Here is a 22,979-nt window from a genome sequence, read left to right as displayed (position 1 = left end):
GTCGACCGCTGGGTGGCGGTGCCCCCGGACGAAGTCTGGGGGAGTGCCCCCGTGCTCAGCTCTGGTTGAAGAAGCCGTCCTGCCCGCGCCCCGCGGCTTCCCCGCTGACCACCTGGGTGTCCACGGGGCTCAGCAGGAATACGCGGGTCGCGACGCGGTCGATGGAGCCACGCAGCCCGAAGGTCAGCCCGGCGGCGAAGTCCACGACGCGCTTGGCGTCGGAGGGCTCCATGGACGTGAGGTTCACGATGACCGGGACGCCGTCGCGGAACAGCTCACCGATACCGCGGGCGTCCCGGAAGCTCGTGGGCGACACCGTGGCGATCCGCCGGCCCTCTTCCTGGGCGGACTCGGAGGCAACGCGCACCCGCGGGTCGGTGACCCATGCGTCGTCCGGCTCCGTACCCTCGGCGTACTCCTCGTCGTAGTAACGCTCGTCGCTGTCCTCGACGAGCCCCAGCCAGGCGCTCGCCTTGCGCACAGATCCCATGGACGCCTCCTTTCGCTGCGGTCCGCTCACTGCGGTCTTCTTCCGTTCTGCATCCCTATGGTCGTCCATGATGCGGATCGCGCGCCAAGTAGATAGTCGCCGCGCAGGGGATTCGTGACGGTACTGGTGCAGAACATGTGGCGATTCGTCAAGATTCCTGCTGCGTACGGCGCGTGGCGAGCCCAAAATATGAAAGTCGGGCCAGACGGGTGATCGTGGAGCGTACGGGTGAACGGATTGCTCGATACGATGCGCTCCGCACTGTCGAACGACTCACGGGGGATCGTCGTGTTCGGAATCGTCAGGCCATGCACGCACCGGCTCAGCGAGGGGCTGAAGACCGAGTGGATGGCCCATCTCTGCGGGCTCTGCCTGGCGCTTCGCGCCGACCACGGCCAGTTCGCCCGGGTGGTGACCAACTACGACGGCCTGATCGTCTCCGTTCTGACGGAGGCTCAGGCCGAGCGGACCCCCGCGTCCCGGCGCACCGCGGGCCCCTGTCCGCTGCGCGCCATGCGCACCGCGCCCGTCGCCCGGGGCGAGGGAGCACGGCTGGCGGCCGCTGTCTCGCTGGTGCTGGCGTCGGCGAAGATACGCGACCACGTCGTCGACCGGGACGGGGTGTTGGCCCGCAGGCCCGTGGCGGCCGCCGCCCGCAAGGTCGCCGCGGGCTGGGACCGTGCGGGAGCCCGTACCGGCGCGGAGCTCGGCTTCGACACCGCGGTGCTGCTCGATGCCGTCGACCGTCAGAGCGGCATCGAGGCGCTGGCCGGTCCCGGTACCCCGCTGCTCACGGTCACCGAGCCGACCGAGACGGCGACCGCGGCCGCGTTCGCGCACACCGCCGTACTGGCCGGGCGGCCGGAGAACATCGCGCCGCTGGCCGAGGCCGGAAGGCTCTTCGGGCGGCTTGCGCATCTGCTGGATGCCGTGGAGGACAGGGAAGCTGACGCGGCGTCGGGTGCATGGAACCCGCTCACGGCGACCGGCACCTCGCTCGCCGAGGCCCGCAGGCTCGCCGACGACGCGGTGCACGGGGTGCGCCTTGCGCTGCGCGACGCGAGATTCGTGGACGGGGCGCTGGTGCATGTGCTGCTCGCCCATGAGCTGCGGACCTCGGTGAACCGTGCCTTCGGCACCACCACCTGCTCGCACCAGGGGTACGGGCCCCCGCAGGACCCGCGCAATCCCTACCAGGGCGGGGGCTACGGCCCGCACGGCCAGGGACCCGACGGCTCGGGCAACCCCTACGGCGGTGGCAGCCCCGGAGCGCCGGGCGGACCCGGCGGCCCCGGGCTCCCTCCGCAGTTCGGCGGTGAACCGCTGGGGCCGAAGCGGCGCGGCTTCTGGGCGGGCTGCGCGGTCTTCACCGGGCTCTTCTGCACCTGCCAGATCTGCTGCGCCAAGGAGTACGAGGGCCCCTGGTCCCGCAAGAAGCGCGAGGGCTGCTGCCGGGACTGCGACTGCGACTGTGGCCCCTGCGACTGCTGCTGCCCCTGCGACGGCTGCTGACCGGGCGGCGGAAGGGTGAATTCCGGCCGTCCCCGCGCGTGGCGCGAAGACGGCGACGAGGTGGCGCAGGCTGCCGCCCGCGAGGACGCGTCCCGCCGCCGACGACAAGCCGCTCACCGGCCGAATTCGTCCCGGAGCGGGCCGTGGATTCCCTCCCAGGAGCCCGGGCACCGCACGGCGAGCGTCTGGTGGCGGTACCGCACCTGAAAAGCCCGGGACGGTACGGGACTTCGGCCGGTCTCCTCGGCACGCAGGCCGCCCAGGAGATCGGCGCGACCTCGTACGACGGTGAACGGAACCTTCCCGGCGGCTGCCCCGTCTTACGGGCGGACACACGGCACAGCCCCGGCAGCCACCGAGCTGACGGGGCCGTACGTCGCGCGCGAGCGGAGCGGCCGAAAGACACCCTTGCGCAGGATGTTGGCGCACCGAATACTCCCGAGCAGCGCTTGTCAGGAGCATGGCGTGTTCGGCAATCGAACACATCCCCACGTGCTTCATGGCTGCGCCTCACGGGCCCCGAACCCCACAACGGGCCCCCGATTCCCCTCTGGAGGAACGACAAGTGAGGATCAAGCGCACCACCCCACTCAGTGGCACGGCGAGACGTTTGCGTCTGCTCGCCGTCACCACCGGCCTGATCACCGCCGCCGCGCTGGCCGTCCCCGCCGCCAATGCCACCCAGGCACAGACCTTCAGCGCCAACCAGCTCAGTGCCGCGAGCGACGCCGTACTCGACGCGGATGTGGCAGGCACCGCCTGGCTCATCGACAAGACGACCGGCACCGTGGTCGTCACGGCCGACAGCACCGTCTCCCAGGCCGGGATCGCCAAGATCAAGAAGGGAGCCGGAGCCAACGCCGGGGCGATACGTATCCAGCGCACCGCCGGCAAGTTCTCCAAGCTCATCTCGGGCGGCGACGCCATCTACGCCACCAGCTGGCGCTGTTCCCTGGGCTTCAACGTCCGCAGCAGCAGCGGCACCTACTACTTCCTGACCGCCGGTCACTGCACCGAAGGCTTCCCGCCCTGGTACACCAACTCCTCGCGCACCACGAGCATCGGCCCCACGGCCGGATCCAGCTTCCCGGGCAACGACTACGGCATCGTGAGGTACTCCAACACCTCGCTCAGCCACCCGGGCACGGTCGGCAGCCAGGACATCACCAGCGCGGCCAACGCGACCGTCGGCATGTCCGTCTGCCGCCGCGGCTCCACCACCGGCATCCACTGCGGCTCCGTCACCGGGCTGAACGCCACCGTCAACTACGGCGGCGGTGACATCGTCTACGGCATGATCCGCACCAACGTCTGCGCCGAACCGGGCGACAGCGGCGGCTCGCTCTACTCCGGAACCCGGGCCATCGGCCTGACGTCCGGCGGCAGCGGCAACTGCTCCTCCGGCGGCACGACGTTCTTCCAGCCGGTCACCGAAGCGCTCAGCGCCTATGGGGTAAGCGTCTACTGACGCACCACTGGTGCAGCCGGCAGCAGTCGAGCCCTCGTCCGTATACCAGGACGGGGGCTCGACCTCGCGTCCCGGTTTGAGAGGATGTGAGAGCGGTCGGGCGGGGAAGGACGGGGGTTGCGGTCAGTGAAACGCATTGGAGTGACCGGCCACAGAGGCATCCCTCCCGAGGCGTACGGCCATATCCGCGCCGGAATGCGCGCCGTCCTGTGCGGTCACCAGGGCTCGATGGAAGCCCTCTCCAGCCTCGCCGCGGGCGCCGACCAGCTGTTCGCCGACGTCGCGCTGGACTGCGGGGCTGAGCTGACCGTGGTCATTCCCAGCGGGGACTACGAGGACGGCTTCACCGCCCCGGGGGAGCTGGCCCGCTTCCAGCACCTCAGAGGCCTTGCCAGCCGTGAGATCCAGCTGGCCTTTCCGTACTCCACCGACGAGGCCTATTACGCGGCGGGCGCCTATATCGCCGACAACTGCGACCGGCTGCTGGCGGTCTGGGACGGCCACCCCGCCCGCGGCCTCGGCGGCACGGGCGACATCGTCCGTTACGCACGAGACCGGGGCAAGCCCGTCACAGTCATCTGGCGCGACGGCCTGGAGCGCCTGTGACGGAAGCGGCCTTCAACTCCGGTGTCTGACCAGCCAGTCCGTGTGCTGAGGGGACACGATGCGCTCGGTCTCGTAGACCGCGGAGGGCCACTCCACCTCACTCACCGTCGTCTCCATCGCCGTATGCATCGCCGCAAGGTCCTGTTCGACCAGCGAATGTGCGGCGATGAGCGGTTGATGGCGCCGGATCTCGCTCCACGCCAGACAGGCCGCCGCCGATGCCGACAACAAGCCCGCCAGATGGACCGATCCGGCGAGCGAGAAGGTCCTCAGCAGGGCGAGGAAGAGCGCGAGCATCGTGAGCAGTCCGATGGACGCGGACCACAGATGGGTGGCGCGACGGGATATCTCCGTTCGCCGGTGGTACCAGTTGCGCTGTTCGATGAGGCGGTCCCTCACATAGGTCTCCTTGCGGATGCTGAATGTCTTCTCCCTCAATTGCCGCATGGGCGTCGTGATCAGCTCCCCCGCGGCGACCTTCGGCACCCGAGTGCGGGGGTCCTCCCAGCCGACCTTGGTGAGCTCCCGCAGTCCTTCCTCCAGCCTCACGGTGAACAACGCGTCGGCGTCGGTGGAGTGCGAGTCGAACGGCGCTCCGTGGACGGAGTACCGCCAGCACAGAGATTTGATGAACTCTGCTGCGGAGCGGTTGAGTTGCCAATGCGACTTTGCTTTGCGGCTCGACGAGCGATAGCTGAAGACCAGCACCCCGGCATATGCCAACGCGCTGAGCGCTCCGGGGAGTTGGAAGCTGGAGCCGAGCTTGAGCGACGACGGCAGCGCGGCGAGGGCGGCACCCACCACGAGCAGTAGCAGCTGGTAGCGAGTGGCGCCCACAGCCTCACGCTGGCGCGCGATCGCGATCGAGTCCGTGTGATGGTAGAGAATCGGCAGATCATTGTTACGGAAGACCATGCTGTGCAGTGGGCCGGAAAAACCGGTCATGTGCACCCCCGTCTGCAGTTTTGTCTTCACTCTTTAGGCGGAATGGCTTGTTCCGAGCCGTCCTGCGAGAATGCGCCGCAACTCTTTTGTTGCGTATCCATGTGCTGAGTTGCTGCGAGTGGCCATGAGAGTAAAGTCGTGCCGCCAGCATCGCAACGGTGCATGGTATCTGTGCTGGACACACCATCAAGGACGGCCCCCATGACGTTTCAAACCTCAGCCTCCTTCGCCGCTGCGAAGAAGAACCGCGTTCCACTGGCGCAGATCGATGTGCGTGGCACCGATGCCGCGAGCAAGCTGGCCCGGGTCCTCCCGGCCGCCACCGACCGCTCTGTGCGTGCATCCACCTTCAACTCGGCGCTCTAGACTGGCGGAATGACAGGACCCCTGGTCCCATTCCGCGAGATCGTTTTGAAGGTCCACAGCAGATGTGATCTTGCATGTGACCATTGCTATATCTACGAACACGCTGATCAGAGCTGGCGAACCCGCCCGAAGGCAATCTCTGACGAAGCGATTTCCTGGACAGCTCTGCGACTGGCCGAGCATGCCAAGAGCCATGCCCTGCCCTCCGTGTCAGTGATCCTGCACGGAGGGGAGCCTCTTCTGGCGGGGCCCGCACGACTGCGACGCGTCTGTGAGGAGCTCACAAGAGCACTCGACCCGGTCGCCGGACTCGACCTTCGTATCCATACGAACGGCCTTCAACTGAGTCCCTCCTACCTCGACCTCTTCAGCGAGTACAACGTCAGGGTCGGGATCTCCCTCGACGGCGACAAGGCCGCGAACGACCGCCATCGCCGCTTCGCGGACGGGCGCACCAGCCACCCCCTGGTCCTCAGAGCCGTGGACCTGCTCAGGCAGGAGCGCTACCGCCACCTCTACCTCGGTCTTCTCTGCACGATCGACGTGGCCAACGACCCGATCGCCGTGTATGACGCGCTCACCGAGCTGGAGCCCCCGCGGATCGACCTCCTCCTGCCGCACAGCACGTGGGACGACCCGCCGGCCCGCCCCGACGGCTCACCCACCGCCTACGCCGACTGGATCCTGGCGATCTTCGACCGCTGGAACCAGCAGGGCAGGAAGGTGCCGGTACGGCTCTTCGAGTCCGTGCTCTCCACCCTCAGCGGCGGCCCCAGCCTCACCGAATCCCTCGGCCTCGCCCCCACCGACCTCGTCGTCGTGGAAACCGACGGCACCCTGGAGCAGGTCGACTCGCTCAAGAGCGCCTACGAAGGCGCGGCCGCGACCGGATTCGACGTCTTCACCCACCCCCTCGACGATGTCGCGGCCCACCCAGGGGTGAGGGCGCGTCAGCTGGGGCTCGCGGGAGTCGGCGCGGCCTGCCGGCAGTGTCCCGTCGTACGGTCGTGCGGCGGCGGGCTCTACACCCACCGCTACAGCTCCCGCAATGACTTCGACAACACCTCCGTGTACTGCACCGACCTGGAGGCACTGATCCGGGGCATCGAGCAGCGCACGGCCGCGTCCACGGTCCCGCTCGCGGTTCCGGATCCCGGCGTCCTGATGGCCGAGCACCAGGACCTGACGCGCATGCTGCTCGCCGACGTCCATGCGGAACTCGACGGGCGGGGCGGCGAAACCTGGGACGAGGCCTGGGAACTGGCGTCCGCGCTGGAGGAACGCTCCGACGTCCTCGACACGGTCTACGGCCATCCCTACACCTACACCTGGCTCCAGGGGTGCCTGGCCGCACTGCGTGACGGGCTGCCCGAGGCGGCCGATCTCGCTCTCGGGCTGCCCGCGTATCTCGCCGCCGCGGTGGTACGGGGCGGGCTCGACGTCCCCGTCCGGGTGCGCTACGAGGACGGCAGGCTCCGGCTTCCCACGCTCGGCGAGCTACGGCTGACGGGCCAGGACCGGCGGGGCGAGGCCGAGGTGCGGCCGGCGGTCAACGGGTTCCTGGTACGCGTGGACGGCCGCGAGCCGCGCCATGTACACACGGCCGAGGAGAGCGGCGACTGGCGGCCCGTCCGCACACTCGCCGCCGAAGGCCTCCCCGTCCTGCGGCTCGACGATCTCGACCCCTACCGCGACTGCTTCGGAGTCCCGGTCAGGGAGCGGCTCGGCTCACGGGAGGCGGCCTTGTGGGCCGCGCGGCTGGGGGAGGCATGGGCCCTGCTGCGGCAGGCCGCACCGGAACAGGCTTCCGACGCGGCGGACTGTCTGACCACCCTGACCCCGCTGGCCGCGGGCGAGCCGTCGGGGCGGCGGTACGGCTTCGGGGCACTCGGTATCGCCCTGCCCGCCACGCCCGAACAGCTCGCGCCGGCGCTGCTGCGCGGATTCAGGCGAGCCCGGCTGCACGCCCTGCTCGACGTCACGGATCTGTACGCGCAGGACGGCTGGTGGCGCCACCCCGCGCCCTGGCAGGACGAACCGGTCGTGGTGTCCGAGCTGCTGGCCGGGGCCTACGAGCGTGTGGGGCTCGCGGCCTTCGAGCCGGACCTGGCCGAGGAGGCCAAGCGCGCGCTGGAGACCCTGGGGCGGGCGGCGGAGCTGACCGTCGCCGGGCAGCGCCTGCTGGACGAACTGTGGAAAGAGGCCGGCCGTGGGTGAGGAAGGGCCAAGAAGCGCACTGACGCGCTCCCAGCGAGGACTGACGCGCTACGGACCGGCGCCTTCCCCGCGAGGGCTGAGGCGGTCGTTACGGGGGCTGGGCGTACAGGACGGTATGACACTGCTCGTCCATGCCTCCCTGCGCGCCACCGGACTGGAAGCGGAATCCCTCCGTGACGCGCTCCTCGAGGTGCTGGGAGATGACGGCACGCTCGTCGTGCCCGCCTTCACCGCCGACAACTCCGACACCTCACCCTCGTACCGGGCTCGTGTGCGCGGTATGACACCCGAGCAGTCGGCGGCCTTCCGGGCGGACATGCCGGCCTTCGACGCCGCCACGACGCCCAGTCAGGGGATGGGCCGGTTGGCCGAGTCCGTGCGGACCGCCGAGGGGGCCGTGCGCAGTGCCCATCCGCAGACCTCATTCGCGGCGGTGGGACGGCGGGCCGCCGAATTGCTCGCCGTACATCCGCTGACCTCGCATCTCGGCGAGGACTCACCGCTCGGAGCCCTGTACCGGGCGCGGGCCCAGGTGTTGATGATCAACGTGGATTTCGATGTCTGCACCGCATTCCATCTCGCCGAATACAAGACCCGTGCTCCTGCGCGAACCTACCGTTGTGTGGTGTCGCGACCTGGTGGGGGTAGGGAATGGACGGAGTACGAAGACATCGAACTGGACGACAGTGATTTTGGTGCGATCGGCGCCGCCTTCGCCTGGGGTATGGAACAGAAGGGACAACTGGGAGGAAGGCCCGCAAGGTTCTTCTCGATCAGGGAAGCGGTCGACCATGCGGAGCGCTGGATGACCGAAAAGCGGTGTTGATTGACTGAACGTCGGGGGGATGGAGTGTGTCGGGCTCCGGAATGATTAATTCGCTCGCATCTCTCATCGATGCTGGGTGTGAGGTCGGGCGTTCAGGCAGGGCGGGGGGCGTGTGTCGGATTCAGCGCAGCGAGCGGCGGATCATCGGCCGTACTTCTTCTTGAGTTATGCGCATACGCCGAGGTACGGGGCTGGGGGCCCGGACCCGGACATGTGGGTGGAGCGGCTCTTCCGCGATCTGTGCGGCCATGTGATGGCCATGACCGATCTGCCGGCCGGTGCGCCGGCCGGTTTCATGGACCGCGAGATCCGTTCCGGCGAGGGCTGGTCGGAGCGGCTGGGTGAAGTTCTGGCCACCTGCCGGGTGTTCGTCCCGCTCTTCTCGCCGCGCTATTTCGCCAGTGAGATGTGCGGCAAGGAGTGGTACGCCTTCGCCCAGCGGGCGATCTACCACCAGGCGAAGAGCAACAGACCCGCCGAGGCGATCGTGCCCGCCCTGTGGGTGCCCATGCCGCCGGAGCAACTGCCGGGCCCCGCCGAGCGGTTGCAGTTCAACCACCGCGCCTTCGGCGACCGCTATGTCACCGACGGGCTCTACGGACTGATCAAACTCCGGATATTCGCAGAGGAGTACGAGGCTGCCGTCTATGAACTCGCCAAACGCATCGTCAGCGTGGCCGACACTACGCGCGTCGGCTCCGGCAGCCCGGTGGACTACCGGCAGGCGCCCAGCGCCTTCGGCAAGCCCAGCGGCGGTCCCCGTCCGATGCATGTGACGGTTGCCGCGCCGACCAGCCACGACCTGCCCGAAGGCCGGGCCCCCGAGTACTACGGCAAACAGTCCCAGGACTGGAATCCCTATCACCCGGACTCCGCCAGGCCGTTGGCGTATGTCGCCCAGGACCTGGTGCGCTCGCTCAACTACCAGGCGACGGTCTCCTCGTTCGACCACGAGTCGCCGCCCGACGCCGGCCAGCCGCCCACCCGGCCCGAGATACTTCTCGTGGACCGCTGGGCCCTGGAGGACGAGGACCGCCGTCAGCGCCTCGCCGCCTTCGACGCGGAGCCGCGCCCCTGGGTGAGCGTCATCGTCCCCTGGAACCGTGACGACCCGCAGAGCCGGACCACCGAGGCCGAGTTGGCCGAGAAACTGGAGCGGACCATGCCGCATCAGCTGCGCCACGGCCGGGCGGCCAGCCGGGCAGCCGCCAGAGGAGTGCTCAGCATGGAGGCCTTCGGCCAGATCCTGCCCCAGGTGGTGGAGTCGGCGGCCCAGGAGTATCTGCGGCACGCCGAGGTCTTCCCGCCCGCGGCGCCGCCGCCCCCCGGAGCCCGCTCGTCCGAGCGGCCCCGGCTGCGCGGCCCGATGGCCGAGTACGGCACCACTCACTACGTCCCGAACACGCGTGGAATCGCCCCCGATGCGGAGGACACGGATGACAGCCAGTCGTGACGGGCGCATCGTCACCTTCTATTCCTACAAGGGAGGTACGGGTCGCACGATGGCCCTGGCCAACGTGGCCTGGATCCTCGCCGCGAACGGCAAGCGGGTCCTGGCGGTCGACTGGGATCTCGAAGCCCCCGGCCTGCACCGCTTCTTCCATCCCTTCCTCGACCCGTCCACGCTCGGTGCCACCACCGGGGTCATCGATCTGATCACCGAGTACGCCTGGGCGGCGACCAGCCCCGAGCCGCGCCGCGACGACTGGCACCGTGACTACGCGCGTATCCAGCCGCACGCCGTCTCCCTCACCCCCGAGAACCTGGGCTGGGAGTTCCCCGACGGGGGCACGCTCGACTTCGTCTCGGCGGGCAAGCAGAACCGCGAGTACTCCGCGACCGTCTCCACCTTCGACTGGGACAACTTCTACGACCGTCTCGGCGGTGGCCACTTCTTCGACGCGCTGCGCGAGGACATGAAGGCCAACTACGACTACGTCCTCATCGACAGCCGCACCGGCCTCAGCGACATCGCCGACATCTGCACCGTCCATCTGCCCGACGTGCTCGTGGACTGCTTCACCCTCAGCGACCAGTCCATCGACGGCGCGGCAGCGGTGGCGCGGCAGATCGACGAGCGCTACGGCGGCCGCGGCATCAAGATCTACCCGGTCCCGATGCGGATCGACGAGGGCGAGAAGGAGAAGGCGGACGCCGGACGGGCCCTGGCCCGGCTGAAGTTCGACCGGTTCCCGGGCGGGCTCGCGGGCGAGGACCTCACCGCCTACTGGGGCGCGGTGGAGATTCCGTACCGGCCCTACTACGCCTACGAGGAGACCCTGGCCACCTTCGGCGACGAAGCCGGCCTGACCAACTCCCTGCTCTCCGCCTTCGAACGGCTCACCTCGGTCGTCACCGAACAGCGGATCACCTCGATGCCCGCGGTCGGCGAAGAGGTCAGGCTCCGCATCAGGGACGCCTTCACCCGCCGCCGCCCCGCCCTGCCCGCCGACCTCTACCTCAGCTATGTGGCCGAGAACCGCATGTGGGCCGACTGGGTCGAGTACCAGCTCTCGCGGGCCGGGTTCCGGGTCGTGCCGCGCGACGTCTCGGCCGAGCGGGACCCGGCGGACGCGGCCGAACTCGCCGCCGAGAACGCCGCGCGCACCGTCGTGCTCCTGTCCAGCGCCTATCTCAAGTCCGCCCGGGCGGTGGAGGTCTGGTCGCGCGCCGCGGCCGAGGACCCCGGCGGAGGCCGGCACCACCTCATGGCGATCCGGGTCGGGGACGTCAGACTCACCACCCCCTACATCGACCGCAACCCGGTCGATCTCTTCCGGCTCGACGAGGTGCACGCCACCACCGCGCTGCTGCGCGCACTCGACCGCCCGGTCCAGCTGCCCGACAGCGCATCGCCGGGACCGCGATTCCCCGGCACGGTCCCCAAGATCTGGAACGCGCCGCCCCGCAACCCCGGTTTCACCGGACGCTCGGTGGTGCTCGAGCGGATGCGCGACCAGCTCGGCGGCGGCATGGCGGTGGCCGCGGTACTGCCCCAGCCGCAGACGCTGTACGGGCTCGGCGGCGTCGGCAAGACCCAGGTCGCCCTGGAGTACGTCCACCGCTTCATGGCGGACTACGACCTGGTGTGGTGGATCTCCTCCGAGCAGCCCGACGACGTGGTCGCGGGCCTCGCCGAACTCGCCGTACGCCTCGGTGCCCAGGGCGGCGAGGACATGGCGGCCGCCTCCCAGGAGGCCATCGATCTGCTGCGGCGCGGAGTGCCGTCCTCACGCTGGCTGCTGGTCTTCGACAACGCCGACGACCCGGAGCGGCTGAAGCAGTTCTTCCCGCCCCAGGGACCCGGGCACATCCTCGTCACCTCCAGGAACCAGACCTGGTCGCAGTACGGGGACGCGCTGCCCGTCGACGTGTTCCTGCGCGAGGAGTCCATCGAGCACCTCCAGCGGCGCGCCCGCGGACTGACCGTCGAGGATGCCGACCAGGTCGCCACCGCCGTCGGGGATCTGCCGCTCGCCGTCGAGCAGGCCGCGGCGTGGATCGCGGAGACGGCCACGCCGGTCGCCGAGTATCTGGAGCAGCTCAAGGACCAGGCCGCGAGCGTGCTCGCGCTCAACCAGCCCGCCGGTTACCCCGAGCCGGTCGCCGCGACCTGGAACGTCTCCATCGAGCGGCTCAAGGAACGCTCACCGGCCGCGGTGCGCCTGCTCCAGCTCTGTGCGTTCTTCGCACCCGAGCCGATTTCCGCGAACCTGCTCTACAGCAAGGAGATGATCGACGCACTCAAGCCGTACGACGCCTCCCTCCAGGAGAAGCTCGTTCTCGGCCGGGTCATCCGCGAGATCGGCCGGTTCGCGCTGGCCAAGGTCGACCAGGTCTCCAACTCCATCCAGGTCCACCGGCTTGTGCAGGCGGTCATCCGCTCCCAGCTGACCGAGCAGGAGCAGCAGGACGCACGGCACGCCGTCCACCGCGTCCTCGCCGGCGCCCGGCCCGACGACGACGAGCCGATCGACAACCCCGAGACCTGGCCGCGGTTCGCCACCATCTGGCCGCATCTGGGCACCTCCGAGGCCCGGTTCTGCAAGGAGCCGGAGACCCGGCGGCTGCTGATCGACCGGGTGCGCTACCTGTGGAAGCGCGGCGATCTGAACACCGCGTACACGCTCGCCGAAGAACTGCGCGAGAGCTGGCGCGAGATGCTCGGCAACGACGATCTCCAGTATCTGTATCTGCGCTTCCACCTCTCCAACATCCTTCGTTCGCAAGGGCGTTATGTGGAGGCCAAGGAGCTGGACGAGGTCACACTGGAGCGTCAGCAGGCGGTTCTGGGCCTGTCCCATCCGCATACGTACATGACCACCAGCGGTCTCGCGATGGACCTGGGCACGCTCGGCCAGTACGGCAGGGCGATGGAACTGGCCACCGAGGCACACGAGGGATTCAGCCAGATCTTCCACGAGTCCCATCCGCGTACGCTCGCCGCCGCCAACAACCTCGCGCTGAACATGCGCATGGTCGGTCAGTACGCCAGGGCGCGCGAGATCGACCAGGAGGTCTTCGACCGGCGCACCGAAGTCCTTGGCACGGAGCATCCGTACACCCTGTCCTCGGCGATGAACCTGGCGCGCGACCTGCGTGAGGTCGGACGGTACGAGGACTCCGTCTCGCTGCTCAGCCGGACGTACGAGCTCTACAAGGAGCAACTGGGCCGGACCTTCCCCGGCACGCTGGCCGCGGCCAAGAGCCTCGCCGTCTCGCTGCGCAGGGCAGGCAGGCTGGAGGACGCGCGCCGGCTGACCACGGCCACACGCAACCGCTATCGGGCCAAGTACACCTCGGCCAACCCGGACTCGCTCGCCTGCGACCTGAACCTGGCGGCCGACCTGTTCGCGGCCGGCGAGCCGGTGGCCGCGCGGGACCTGGCGCAGGAGGTCGTCGACCAGTACCGGAAGGTGCCGGGCGAACGGCATCCGTACACCCTCGCCGCCAGCAACAACCTCGGCATCTTCCTGTGGGGCTGCGGCGATGCCGAGGCGGCGGAGGCGGTGCTGCTGAAGGTGTCCAGGACGATGCGGGAGGTTCTGGGCGAAAGCCATCCGCACGCCCTGTACGGCACGATCAACCTTGCCAACGCCCTTGCCGATCTGGGCGGTCTGGAGGAGGCGCTGGAGATCGAACAGCGGACGGTGACCCGGCTGCGGGAGGTGCTGGGGCAGCACCATCCGGAGGTGCTCGGCATCGCGTCCAACATGTCCGTCACGCTCGGCCTCCTCGGCCGCAAGGACGAGTCGGTGCGGCTGAGGACGGAGACGGTGGAGGAGCTGCAGCGGCTGCTCGGCGACGACCATGCGCTGACCCGAATCGCCCGCGACGAACGCCGCGTCCACCGCGACCTGGAGCCTCTGGCGGTCTGACGGGGCTTCGCCCCGGACCCGTGCCTCGTGCGCCGGACGGGCTGAATTCTTCAGCCCGTCCGGCGTTCGAGGTCATGCGGCTGGAGGCCGTAGGTCAGGTCTCCAGCAGCCACGTCAGCACCCGCGGCAACGCATGCAGCGCATCAAAGTGCGCCGCCGCCGGTTCGAGCACCGCGGTCGCCCCCGGAATCCGCTGCGCCAGCCACCTCGAGTGCCCCACCGGCGAGAACACGTCCTTCTCGCCGTGCCACAGCATCACGGGACCCTTGATGTCCGCCGGGTCGAACCCCCACGGGCTGCAGAAGGCGAGCGCGTCGTCGATCCACCCGTACGCCGACGTACGCAGTGCCTCCTGGTAGTTGCGAAGCAGCATCGACCTGACACCCGCGTCCGCCACCACCATCCGGTCGGAGTCCGTCAGCTCCCGGCGCAGATCGTCGAGGAGCCGGATCGGGTCCTTCCTGATCTCCGCGGACCTCACGATGAACCGCTGGACCAGCCCCGCCGGGTCGTCGGACGCCGTGGTGTACTCCAGGACGTTCGACGCGGCCATCCCCTCGAACCAGTCGAGCCCGTCCGCGTCCCTGGGCGCGAGCGTCACCAGCGCGGCGGTACGGGTGATCCGTTCCGGCATCAGGGCCGCGCACGCCAGTGCGTGGGGCGCGCCGCCCGAGCGGCCCACCACGGCGAACCGGTCAAGGCCGAGCTCGTCGGCGATCGCCAGTACGTCCTCGGCCACATCGGCGACGCTGCGGCCCGCGAGCCGGTCCGAACCGCCGTAGCCGGGACGGTCGTACGCGATCAGCTGGGTGCCGCGCTGGTACAGGACCATGCCGCGCGGCGCCGGGCCGAGACGGCTGCCCGGGGTGCCGTGCAGCAGGAAGACGGGTCTGCCGCGCGGATCCCCCAGCCGTTCCACCATCAGATGCCGCCCGTCCTTTGCGCGCACCCGACGTCGCAGCACTCCGCGTCCCCCTCCGTGTATGTGCCCTGTGCAAACAGAATGAGCCAGGCATTCCCCGCCCGTTCGATGATTACCCATCAAGGGGCCCGACCGGGACTCCCTTTGACGTCATTTGGGGGTACCGTCGAAGAGGAACGTGCAGGCGCGTCCACATCGCACCCCAGGGGGCCGTGATGGTAGAGGCACTGGTGGCGGCCGCAGCGACCGTCGCGTCCGCGGGCGTCGTCTGTCTGATGGCGGCGGCCCGTGTCGTGAAGCAGTACGAACGAGGTGTGGTCTTCCGGCTCGGAAGGGTCCGATCCTCCGTGCGCGGCCCGGGCTTCACGCTCATACTCCCGTTCGTGGACCGGCTCCGTAAAGTCAACATGCAGATCGTGACGATGCCGGTGCCCGCGCAGGACGGCATCACCAGGGACAACGTGACGGTGCGTGTCGACGCGGTCATCTACTTCAAGGTCGTGGACGCCTCCGAGGCCATCGTGCAGGTGGAGGACTACCGTTTCGCGGTCTCGCAGATGGCGCAGACCTCGCTGCGGTCGATCATCGGCAAGAGCGATCTGGACGATCTGCTGTCGAACCGCGAAAAGCTCAACCAGGGGCTGGAGTTGATGATCGACAGTCCGGCCATGGGATGGGGTGTGCAGATCGACCGGGTGGAGATCAAGGACGTGTCCCTGCCCGAGACGATGAAGCGCTCGATGGCGCGGCAGGCCGAGGCGGACCGTGAGCGGCGGGCGAGGGTCATCAACGCCGACGCGGAGCTGCAGGCGTCCAAGAAGCTGGCCGAGGCGGCCGGAGTGATGTCGGACCAGCCCGCCGCCCTTCAACTCCGGCTGTTGCAGACCGTGGTGGCCGTCGCGGCGGAGAAGAACTCCACGCTGGTGCTGCCGTTCCCGGTGGAGCTGTTGCGCTTCCTCGAACGCGCCCAGCAGCCGGCGCCCCAGCCGCCGCTGTCACCGTCGGATTCCGGCTCTGCGCAGTCGGGAACAGGACAGGACTAGGTCGTGTCTTCAAAGTCCCGTCTGCCTGGCGGGCGGACGACGCTACTTTGAAGACACTCCCAGTCCTTACGCCCCGCCCATGGGCCGGTTGCATGCGGTGTTCGCACATCGGAACCGCCCTGTGCGAACGCTTCCTGTGAAGACACAGTGAACGCACCTGTGTTGTCGTGTGCCCGTCCTGAAGTCGACCTTGTGTGCTACCAGTCGGTATCGGAATAGTGGGCGCCCCATCCTCCGTGTCCCGGCACCCCACTGCCCCGACACGGCCCCACAGGAGGTCGATGTTGAAGCACCGACGGATACCCAAGAGAAAAGCGGCGATAGCGGGCGGCGCGGTTGTCGCCCTGGTGGCCGCCGGCGTCACCTTCCAGAGTGCGAACGCCAGTGACGACACCGAGCAGTTCGACGTCAAGTCTCTGTCGGCGGTTGCGGCCGGAAATCTTGCCTCCACCCTGAGCAAGACTCTGGGGGGCGACGCGGCGGGCACGTACTACGACGCCGACACCAAGGCGCTCGTCGTCAACGTCCTCGACGAGAAGGCGGCCAAGTCGGTACGCAAGGCGGGCGGCAAGGCCCGGATTGTTGAGAACACGCTCGCCGAGCTGAAGTCCGCTCGGCAGACCCTCACCACCAAGGCGACCATCCCCGGCACCTCGTGGGCCGTCGACCCCGTCACCAACAGGGTCGTCGTCACCGCCGACCGTACGGTCAAGGGCGCGCAGTGGACCAAGCTCAGCCAGGTCGTCAAGGCCCTGGGCGGCAAGGCCGAACTGAAGAAGTCCGCGGGGGAGTTCAAGCCCTTCATCGCGGGCGGAGACGCGATCACCGGGGGCAGCGGCCGCTGCTCGCTCGGGTTCAACGTCGTCAAGGACGGCCAGCCGTTCTTCATCACGGCCGGGCACTGCACCGAGTCGATCTCCACCTGGTCCGACAGCAGCGGCAAGGAGATCGGCCAGAACGCGGAGTCCAGCTTCCCCGACAACGACTTCGGCCTGGTCAAGTACACCGCTGAGGTGGAGCACCCCAGCGAGGTGAACCTCTACAACGGCAGCACGCAGGCCATCACCAAGGCCGGTGACGCCACCGTCGGCATGAAGGTGACCCGCAGCGGCTCGACCACCCAGGTGCACGACGGCGAGGTCACCGGGCTCGACGCCACCGTGAACTACGGCAACGGCGACATCGTCAACGGCCTCATCCAGACCACGGTCTGCGCCGAGCCGGGCGACAGCGGCGGCTCGCTCTTCGCGGGCGATACCGCGATCGGGCTGACCTCGGGCGGCAGCGGCGACTGCTCAGCGGGCGGTGAGACCTTCTTCCAGCCGGTGACGGAGGCGCTGTCCACGTTCGGCGCCGAGATCGGCTGACGCGCTGGAGCCTCACCCCGGACCCGCTTCGCCCCGGACCCCTGGCCATCGAGGCGCCGGGTCCGGGGCGAAGTCGCGGTTCATGCTGTCGGCCTGCGGCTCCGCAGCAGCGCCAGCACCATCGTGACCAGCGCTCCTCCCGCCGCCCATGCGGCGAGGATCCACATCGGGCCGGTCATGCCGTTGCCCTTGAAGTACGCGATGGAGCGCGCCGAATAGGTGCCCGCGCCCGGTGGCAGCGCCGGTCCGATGGCCCGCCAGAACGGCGGCAGCAGCGGATACGGATACGCCCCGCCCGCGCTCGGATTGCCGAAGACCACCACCAGCAGGATCGCCAGACCGATACCGACGATGCCCGCGAGGCTCTGGAAGGCCAGCGTGATCGCCCCTACCGCGAAGACCAGCAGCGTGCCGAGCCCCCACAGGGCCATGAAGCTGCCGGGCAGCGCGTCCAGGACCGGGCCCGCGATCACCGTACCCAGCAGGCCGGCGGAGACCGAGTACAGCAGCAGCGCGCCCAGTCTGATCAGGGCCCGGGCCGTGTTGGCGGGCTGCGCGCCATAGCTGATCGCGAGGATCGCGGCACACAGATAGCCGCCCACGCACCAGCCGATGACCAGGTAGAACGAGGAGAGCCCGCGCGCGTCACCACTGGCGTTGGGGACCACGTCCACGACGGCCACCGTGCGCCGCTGCGCCCTTTCCGTCGTCGCGACGACCTCAGTGAGAGCCTGCGCGAGTGAGGCGCCCGATGCGGTGGCGACCAGGAGTTTGTCGGCGGCGCCCCGCGGGTCGACGATCAGTGCCCCGTCGACGTCGCGGTTCTTGATCTGCTGCACCGCCGTCGCCTCGTCCTCGACGGCCCGCGGGTCGAGCGGATCGCCGGGCAGCGCGGAGAGCCGCGCCAGGGCCTGGTCGGTGATCCGCACCGCGGGTGTGACGACGGCCAGCGGGATCTCATGCGGCTTCGGATTGTGGAAGGCGCCGATGTACGAGGCGATGAAGGCGAGCTGGAGCGCCAGCACCCCGGTGATCAGGACGGCCGCCCGCACACTCACCGCGTCCTTGAGTTCGTCCACGAAGCCTTTGCGCGGGCCGTCAGAGGTCCTGTTCATGGGCCCCACGCTCCGTGTCGGCCGGTGTTTTCGCAGGTGGGAGGCGACCGAATGGCGGAGGTGGCGCCCGTGTGACACGTGTCGTACGAATGTTCGAAACTTGGTCTATGGTGGAAGACGGGGGGAGGTGAGACGACTGATCCAGGAGGTGCAGGTGCCCGGGTTCACGCATCTGCACACCGTCTCCGGGTTCTCCCTGAGGTACGGGGCCTCGCACCCGGAGCGGCTTGCGGAGCGCGCCGCCGAGCGGGGTATGGACGCCCTCGCGCTGACCGACCGCGACACCGTCGCGGGCGCGGTCCGCTTCGCCAAGGCCTGCGCGCAAGAGGGCGTGGGGGTGCGGCCGCTCTTCGGTGTCGATCTCGCGGTGGGGGAGCGGGTGCACAAAGAGGGGCCCTCCGAGCGGCGGCGTACCCCGGTGCGCGGCGGTGCGTTCGTCGACGAGTCCGCGCCCCGTACGGTCTATCTCGCCCGGTCCCGCGAGGGCTGGGCCGAGCTGTGCCGGCTGGTGAGCGCCGCCCACGCTGCCGGCGACGGCAGCCCGCTGCTGCCCTGGGCCGACAACCACGGCGAAGACCTGACCGTACTGCTCGGACCGGCCTCCGAGATCGGCCGTGCACTGACCGCGGGACGCCCCGACCGCGCGGCCAGGCTGCTCGTGCCCTGGCGGGAGTGCTACGGCGACAGCCTGCGCCTGGAAGTCGTGCACCACGGCCGGGGCGACACCGGACCCGGCTCGCTGCGCCAGGCCGCCCGCACCCTCGGCTTCGCCGCCGAACAGGGCGTTCGGGCCGTGCTCACCAATGCCGTCCGGTACGCCGACCAGGGACAGGGTCCGGTCGCCGACGTCCTCGACTCGGCCCGCCGCCTGGTCCCGATCGACGCGCACAAGGGCCTCGACAGCGGTGAGCGCTGGCTCAAGGAACCGGCCGCGATGGCCCGGATCGCCGAGCGCGTCGCCGAGGCCGCAGGCTTCCGCTGCGACACCGCGCACCGGCTGCTCGCCATGACGGAGGAGGCGGCGGCCGCGTGTCTGGTCGACCCCGAGGACGATCTGGGCATCGGCGCCGTCCACTTCCCCGAGCCGCATCTGGTCGGCGCCGGGCGCCGTACCCCGCAGCGGGTGCTGGCCTCCCGAGCCGCCGCCGGAATGGTGCTGCGCGGCTACGGCGGCCGCCGTGAGTACTGGGAGCGGATGCACCACGAGCTGGACATCATCGCGCACTGGGGCTACGCCTCGTACTTCCTGACGGTGGCTCAAGTCGTCGACGACGTGAAGAAGATGGGTGTCCGGGTCGCGGCACGCGGCTCCGGCGCCGGGTCGCTCGTCAACCATCTCCTCGGCATCGCACACGCCGACCCCGTCGAGCACGGGCTGCTGATGGAGCGCTTCCTGTCCAAGCGGCGTTCCGTACTGCCCGACATCGACATCGATGTGGAGTCCGCCCGCAGGCTCGAGGTGTACCGCGCGATCATCGGCCGTTTCGGCGAGGAGCGGGTCGCGACGGTCGCCATGCCCGAGACCTATCGGGTGCGCCATGCGGTACGGGACGTGGGTGCCGCGCTCTCCATGGACCCGGCCGAGATCGACCGGATCGCCAAGTCCTTCCCGCACATCCGCGCTCGCGACGCCCGCGCGGCCATGGAGGAACTGCCCGAACTCCGTTCGCTGGCAGGGGAGAAGGAGAGATGCGGACGGCTGTGGGAGCTGGTCGAGGCGCTGGACGCGCTGCCGCGCGGGATCGCCATGCACCCGTGCGGAGTGCTGCTCTCGGACGCCACCCTCCTCACCCGTACGCCGGTGATGCCCACCAGCGGCGAGGGCTTTCCCATGTCGCAGTTCGACAAGGAGGACGTGGAGGACCTGGGGCTGCTCAAGCTCGATGTCCTGGGGGTGCGGATGCAGTCGGCGATGGCGCACGCGGTCGCCGAGCTGCGGCGCACGACGGGTCAGGAGCTCGACCTCGACGACCCGGCGCAGGTGCCGCCGGGCGACCCGGCCACGTATCAACTCATCAAATCCACCGAGACCCTGGGCTGCTTCCAGATCGAGTCGCCGGGCCAGCGGGATCTGGTCGGCAGGCTGCAGCCGTCGAACTTCCACGATCTGGTCGTCGACATCTCGCTCTTCAGGCCGGGGCCGGTCGCCGCCGACATGGTGCGCCCGTTCATCGAGGCCCGGCACGGCCGGGCGCCCGTCCGCTATCCGCATCCGGACCTGAAGGGGCCGCTGGAGGAGACATACGGAGTGGTCGTCTTCCACGAGCAGATCATCGAGATGGTGAACATCATGACCGGCTGCGGTCGCGACGAGGCCGACCGGGTGCGGCGCGGGCTGTCCCACTCCGAGTCGCAGGGGAAGATCAAGGTCTGGTTCGCCCAGCACGCGGAGGCGAAGGGGTACGCGCCCGAAGTGGTCGCCCGCGCCTGGGAGATCATCGAGGCCTTCGGCTCGTACGGCTTCTGCAAGGCGCACGCGGTGGCCTTCGCCGTGCCGACCTATCAGTCGGCCTGGCTCAAGGCGCACCATCCGGCGGCCTTCTACGCCGGGCTGCTCACGCACGACCCCGGGATGTATCCGAAGCGGCTGCTGCTGGCGGACGCGAGACGGCGCGGGGTGCCGGTGCTGCCGCTGGATGTGAACCGGTCCGCATCCGCTCACCGAATCGAACTGGTGCCTGGTTCGCCTGACCGGTGGGGCCTGCGGCTCGCGCTCTTGGACGTCCACGGCATCAGCGAGGCCGAGGCGGCACGGATCGAGGCCGGGCAGCCCTACTCCTCACTGCTGGACTTCTGGCAGCGGGCCCGCCCCGGCCGGCCGGTCGCCGAACGGCTCGCGCAGGTGGGCGCGTTGGACGCCTTCGGCGCGAACCGCCGCGATCTGCTGCTGCATCTCGCCGAACTCCACCGAGGGCAGCGGGGTTCGGGCAGGTACGGCAGTCAGCTCCCCCTGAGCGATGGGCAGAAGACGGCCCCGGTCGGACTCCCCGACCTGGGCGACACGGAACGCCTCAGCGCCGAGCTGAGCGTCCTCGGCATGGACGCCTCCCGTCATCTGATGGGAGATCACCATGCCTTCCTGAAGGAGCTGGGAGTGGTCTCGGCACACCGGCTGCGCTCGGCGGAGCATGGGCGGACGGTGCTGGTCGCGGGCGCGAAGGCGGCCACCCAGACCCCGCCGATCCGGTCCGGCAAGCGGGTCATCTTCACCACGCTCGACGACGGCACGGGCCTGGTCGACCTCGCCTTCTTCGACGACAGCCATGCCGCGTGCGCACACACCGTCTTCCACTCCTGGCTGCTGCTGGTACGCGGAGTGGTGCAGCGGCGCGGACCGCGCAGCCTCAGCGTGGTCGGCGCGGCGGCCTGGAATCTGGCGGAACTGGTGGAGCTGCGGCGTACGGGCGGGCTCGACGCGGTCGCGGCACGGCTGGCGGAGCCCGTGCCCGCGGAAGATACGGCTCCGGCCGACAGCGGCCGCCGTATCCAGCTCTCGACGGGTTATGAGATGAACCCCTGGGCGGACCTCCAGCCTCCGGGCGAAGGGACCCCCACCGGGCGGAAGCTGTGGCACCAGAGCCCGGGGAGCGCGGGATGATCCTCTACGTACGCTTCAGGCCGGCCCAGGCGCTCGGATCCGGCGGGGTCGAGGCGATCCTGCCGTCCCTGCTCGGCCTGGCCGAGGACATCAGCCCCGTCGTGCAGGCGCTCCCGCCCGATGCCGCGCTCATCGATGTGCGCGGCGCCGAACGGTACTTCGGCCGGGATGCCGCCCAACTCGCCTCGCTGCTGCGGGTACGGGCGCTCGCACACTGCGGAGTGGACTGCGTGATCGGAGCGGGCCCGGGCCCGATGCTGGCCAGGATGGCGGCACGGGAGGCCGCACCCGGGACGACCCTGGTGGTGACGGACGCCGAGACGGCCGGGTTCCTGGCCGGCAAACCGGTCGCTGCGCTGGACGGCGTGGGAACGGCCACGGCCCGCTCTCTGTGTGTGTACGGCCTCGACTCCGTCGGCAGGGTCGCCGAGGCGCCGCTCCCCGTGCTCCAGCGGATCGTCGGCGCGCGGGCCGGCCGCGAGCTGTGGGAGCGGGCGCGCGGCATCGACCGTACGACGGTCGTCCCGAACGCCGCCGCGCGCTCGGTCGCGGCCGAACGGGCCTTCTCGCGCGACGAGCTGGACCCCGTACGCCACCGCAGGGCGCTGCTCTCGATCGCCGAGGAGCTGGGGCTGAGGATGCGCGGCGAGGGCCAGGTGTGCCGCGCGCTGAGCCTGACCGTGCGGTACGCCGACCGGTCCTCGACCACCCGGGCGCGCAGCCTGCGCGAGCCGACCGCCCACTCCGCGGCGCTCACCGAGGCCGCGTACCGGATCCATGAGTCGCTCGGCCTGCAGCGGGCCCGGGTGCGGAGCCTCACTCTGCGGGCCGAGGACCTGATCCCCGTCGAACAGGCCGCGCGGCAGCTGACGTTCGACCCCGCGGACGAACGGGCGCGGCGGATCGAGGCGGTGGCGGACCGGGCGCGGGCGAGGTTCGGGCCGCGGGCGGTCGTGCCGGGCTCACTCGCCGCATAACGGGTGTACAGACGCGTCTTATTGACACGGATTCAGTTTTTACTCGCGCGTAACTTCCATTCTTGGGTTACCCGTGCGTAATTTGACATGAGCAAGCCGCAAATCCAGCCACCACCCCACCCCACCCCACGCATCACGCATCACCTCAC

General features: G+C 69.6%; 16 protein-coding genes. 12 read left to right on the top strand and 4 right to left on the bottom strand.

All coding sequences use genetic code 11. The features are described from left to right. Positions 1 to 55: 55 nt before the first annotated feature. Positions 56 to 490, bottom strand: a complete 435-nt coding sequence (locus tag FBY35_RS25255) for a cell division protein SepF (RefSeq protein WP_142216271.1) — start codon at positions 488 to 490, stop codon at positions 56 to 58. Between the two features lie 288 nt (positions 491 to 778). On the opposite strand from FBY35_RS25255, the gene FBY35_RS25250 reads away from it, so the two are divergent. The 3 genes from FBY35_RS25250 (at position 779) to FBY35_RS25240 (ending at position 4,076) form a co-directional block, all read left to right on the top strand. Continuing rightward, positions 779 to 2,002 carry a DUF5685 family protein gene (locus FBY35_RS25250; protein WP_186357150.1) on the top strand — a complete coding sequence of 408 codons (1,224 nt, stop codon included), beginning with the start codon at positions 779 to 781 and terminating at the stop codon, positions 2,000 to 2,002. A 565-nt stretch (positions 2,003 to 2,567) separates the two neighbouring features. Beyond that, positions 2,568 to 3,470: a S1 family peptidase gene (locus tag FBY35_RS25245; protein ID WP_142216269.1), complete on the top strand. Its 903-nt coding sequence runs from the start codon at positions 2,568 to 2,570 to the stop codon at positions 3,468 to 3,470. 126 nt (positions 3,471 to 3,596) lie between these two features. Then, on the top strand, positions 3,597 to 4,076 hold the full coding sequence (locus FBY35_RS25240) for a hypothetical protein (RefSeq protein WP_142216268.1): 480 nt from the start codon (positions 3,597 to 3,599) through the stop codon (positions 4,074 to 4,076). A gap of 12 nt (positions 4,077 to 4,088) precedes the next feature. Here FBY35_RS25240 and FBY35_RS25235 read toward each other — a convergent pair whose 3' ends face one another. Continuing rightward, complete coding sequence (locus FBY35_RS25235; RefSeq protein WP_399208831.1) at positions 4,089 to 5,021, bottom strand: DUF4231 domain-containing protein; 933 nt, start codon at positions 5,019 to 5,021, stop codon at positions 4,089 to 4,091. Between the two features lie 201 nt (positions 5,022 to 5,222). Here FBY35_RS25235 and fxsA point away from each other — a divergent pair, with 201 nt between their 5' ends. From fxsA to fxsT, 5 genes are all read left to right on the top strand, one after another. Continuing rightward, positions 5,223 to 5,387, top strand: coding sequence for an FxSxx-COOH cyclophane-containing RiPP peptide (gene fxsA / locus FBY35_RS25230; protein WP_142216267.1), 165 nt, complete (start codon positions 5,223 to 5,225; stop codon positions 5,385 to 5,387). Positions 5,388 to 5,396: 9 nt separating this feature from the next. Next, positions 5,397 to 7,604, top strand: coding sequence for a radical SAM/SPASM protein FxsBH, inactivated beta-hydroxylase extension form (gene fxsBH, locus FBY35_RS25225; protein ID WP_186357063.1), 2,208 nt, complete (start codon positions 5,397 to 5,399; stop codon positions 7,602 to 7,604). A gap of 115 nt (positions 7,605 to 7,719) precedes the next feature. Then, entirely contained in the window at positions 7,720 to 8,430 is a 711-nt protein-coding gene (locus FBY35_RS25220) for an aminoglycoside N(3)-acetyltransferase (protein WP_142216266.1), read from the top strand. Between the two features lie 112 nt (positions 8,431 to 8,542). Next, on the top strand, positions 8,543 to 9,883 hold the full coding sequence (locus FBY35_RS25215) for a TIR-like protein FxsC (RefSeq protein WP_160159317.1): 1,341 nt from the start codon (positions 8,543 to 8,545) through the stop codon (positions 9,881 to 9,883). Then, the gene (fxsT, locus tag FBY35_RS25210; RefSeq protein ID WP_142216264.1) at positions 9,867 to 13,808 is read left to right on the top strand and encodes an FxSxx-COOH system tetratricopeptide repeat protein; all 3,942 of its coding nucleotides are present in this window, start codon (positions 9,867 to 9,869) and stop codon (positions 13,806 to 13,808) included. The genes FBY35_RS25215 and fxsT overlap by 17 nt, the downstream gene beginning before the upstream one ends. Positions 13,809 to 13,902: 94 nt before the next feature. On the opposite strand, the gene FBY35_RS25205 is transcribed toward fxsT, so the two are convergent. After that, positions 13,903 to 14,769, bottom strand: coding sequence for an alpha/beta fold hydrolase (locus FBY35_RS25205; protein ID WP_142218152.1), 867 nt, complete (start codon positions 14,767 to 14,769; stop codon positions 13,903 to 13,905). A gap of 176 nt (positions 14,770 to 14,945) precedes the next feature. On the opposite strand from FBY35_RS25205, the gene FBY35_RS25200 reads away from it, so the two are divergent. Further along, positions 14,946 to 15,773, top strand: a complete 828-nt coding sequence (locus FBY35_RS25200; protein WP_142216263.1) for a slipin family protein — start codon at positions 14,946 to 14,948, stop codon at positions 15,771 to 15,773. Between the two features lie 284 nt (positions 15,774 to 16,057). Next, complete coding sequence (locus FBY35_RS25195; RefSeq protein ID WP_399209483.1) at positions 16,058 to 17,140, top strand: S1 family peptidase; 1,083 nt, start codon at positions 16,058 to 16,060, stop codon at positions 17,138 to 17,140. Positions 17,141 to 17,220: 80 nt separating this feature from the next. On the opposite strand, the gene FBY35_RS25190 is transcribed toward FBY35_RS25195, so the two are convergent. After that, a complete protein-coding gene (locus FBY35_RS25190) occupies positions 17,221 to 18,255 on the bottom strand; it encodes a DUF3533 domain-containing protein (protein ID WP_142216261.1) in 1,035 nt (344 codons plus the stop codon). Positions 18,256 to 18,409: 154 nt separating this feature from the next. On the opposite strand from FBY35_RS25190, the gene FBY35_RS25185 reads away from it, so the two are divergent. Both FBY35_RS25185 and FBY35_RS25180 read left to right on the top strand, forming a co-directional pair. Continuing rightward, positions 18,410 to 21,853, top strand: a complete 3,444-nt coding sequence (locus FBY35_RS25185; RefSeq protein ID WP_142218151.1) for a DNA polymerase III subunit alpha — start codon at positions 18,410 to 18,412, stop codon at positions 21,851 to 21,853. Next, positions 21,850 to 22,830 carry a DNA polymerase thumb domain-containing protein gene (locus tag FBY35_RS25180; RefSeq protein WP_142216260.1) on the top strand — a complete coding sequence of 327 codons (981 nt, stop codon included), beginning with the start codon at positions 21,850 to 21,852 and terminating at the stop codon, positions 22,828 to 22,830. The genes FBY35_RS25185 and FBY35_RS25180 overlap by 4 nt, the downstream gene beginning before the upstream one ends. Positions 22,831 to 22,979 lie beyond the last annotated feature (149 nt).

Origin of the sequence: Streptomyces sp. SLBN-118 (genome assembly GCF_006715635.1) — a bacterium.
Classification (GTDB): Bacteria; Actinomycetota; Actinomycetes; order Streptomycetales; family Streptomycetaceae; genus Streptomyces.
The sequence above is the reverse complement of the archived record's forward strand: the minus strand, read 5'-3'. Positions and strand labels throughout refer to the sequence as shown.

Coding starts and splice junctions, on each gene's coding strand:
- FBY35_RS25255 (WP_142216271.1), bottom strand. CDS start 490: ATGGGATCTGTGCGCAAGGCGAGCGCCTGGCTGGGGCTCGTCGAGGAC.
- FBY35_RS25235 (WP_399208831.1), bottom strand. CDS start 5,021: ATGACCGGTTTTTCCGGCCCACTGCACAGCATGGTCTTCCGTAACAAT.
- fxsA (WP_142216267.1), top strand. CDS start 5,223: ATGACGTTTCAAACCTCAGCCTCCTTCGCCGCTGCGAAGAAGAACCGC.
- fxsBH (WP_186357063.1), top strand. CDS start 5,397: ATGACAGGACCCCTGGTCCCATTCCGCGAGATCGTTTTGAAGGTCCAC.
- FBY35_RS25220 (WP_142216266.1), top strand. CDS start 7,720: ATGACACTGCTCGTCCATGCCTCCCTGCGCGCCACCGGACTGGAAGCG.
- fxsT (WP_142216264.1), top strand. CDS start 9,867: ATGACAGCCAGTCGTGACGGGCGCATCGTCACCTTCTATTCCTACAAG.
- FBY35_RS25200 (WP_142216263.1), top strand. CDS start 14,946: ATGGTAGAGGCACTGGTGGCGGCCGCAGCGACCGTCGCGTCCGCGGGC.
- FBY35_RS25190 (WP_142216261.1), bottom strand. CDS start 18,255: ATGAACAGGACCTCTGACGGCCCGCGCAAAGGCTTCGTGGACGAACTC.
- FBY35_RS25180 (WP_142216260.1), top strand. CDS start 21,850: ATGATCCTCTACGTACGCTTCAGGCCGGCCCAGGCGCTCGGATCCGGC.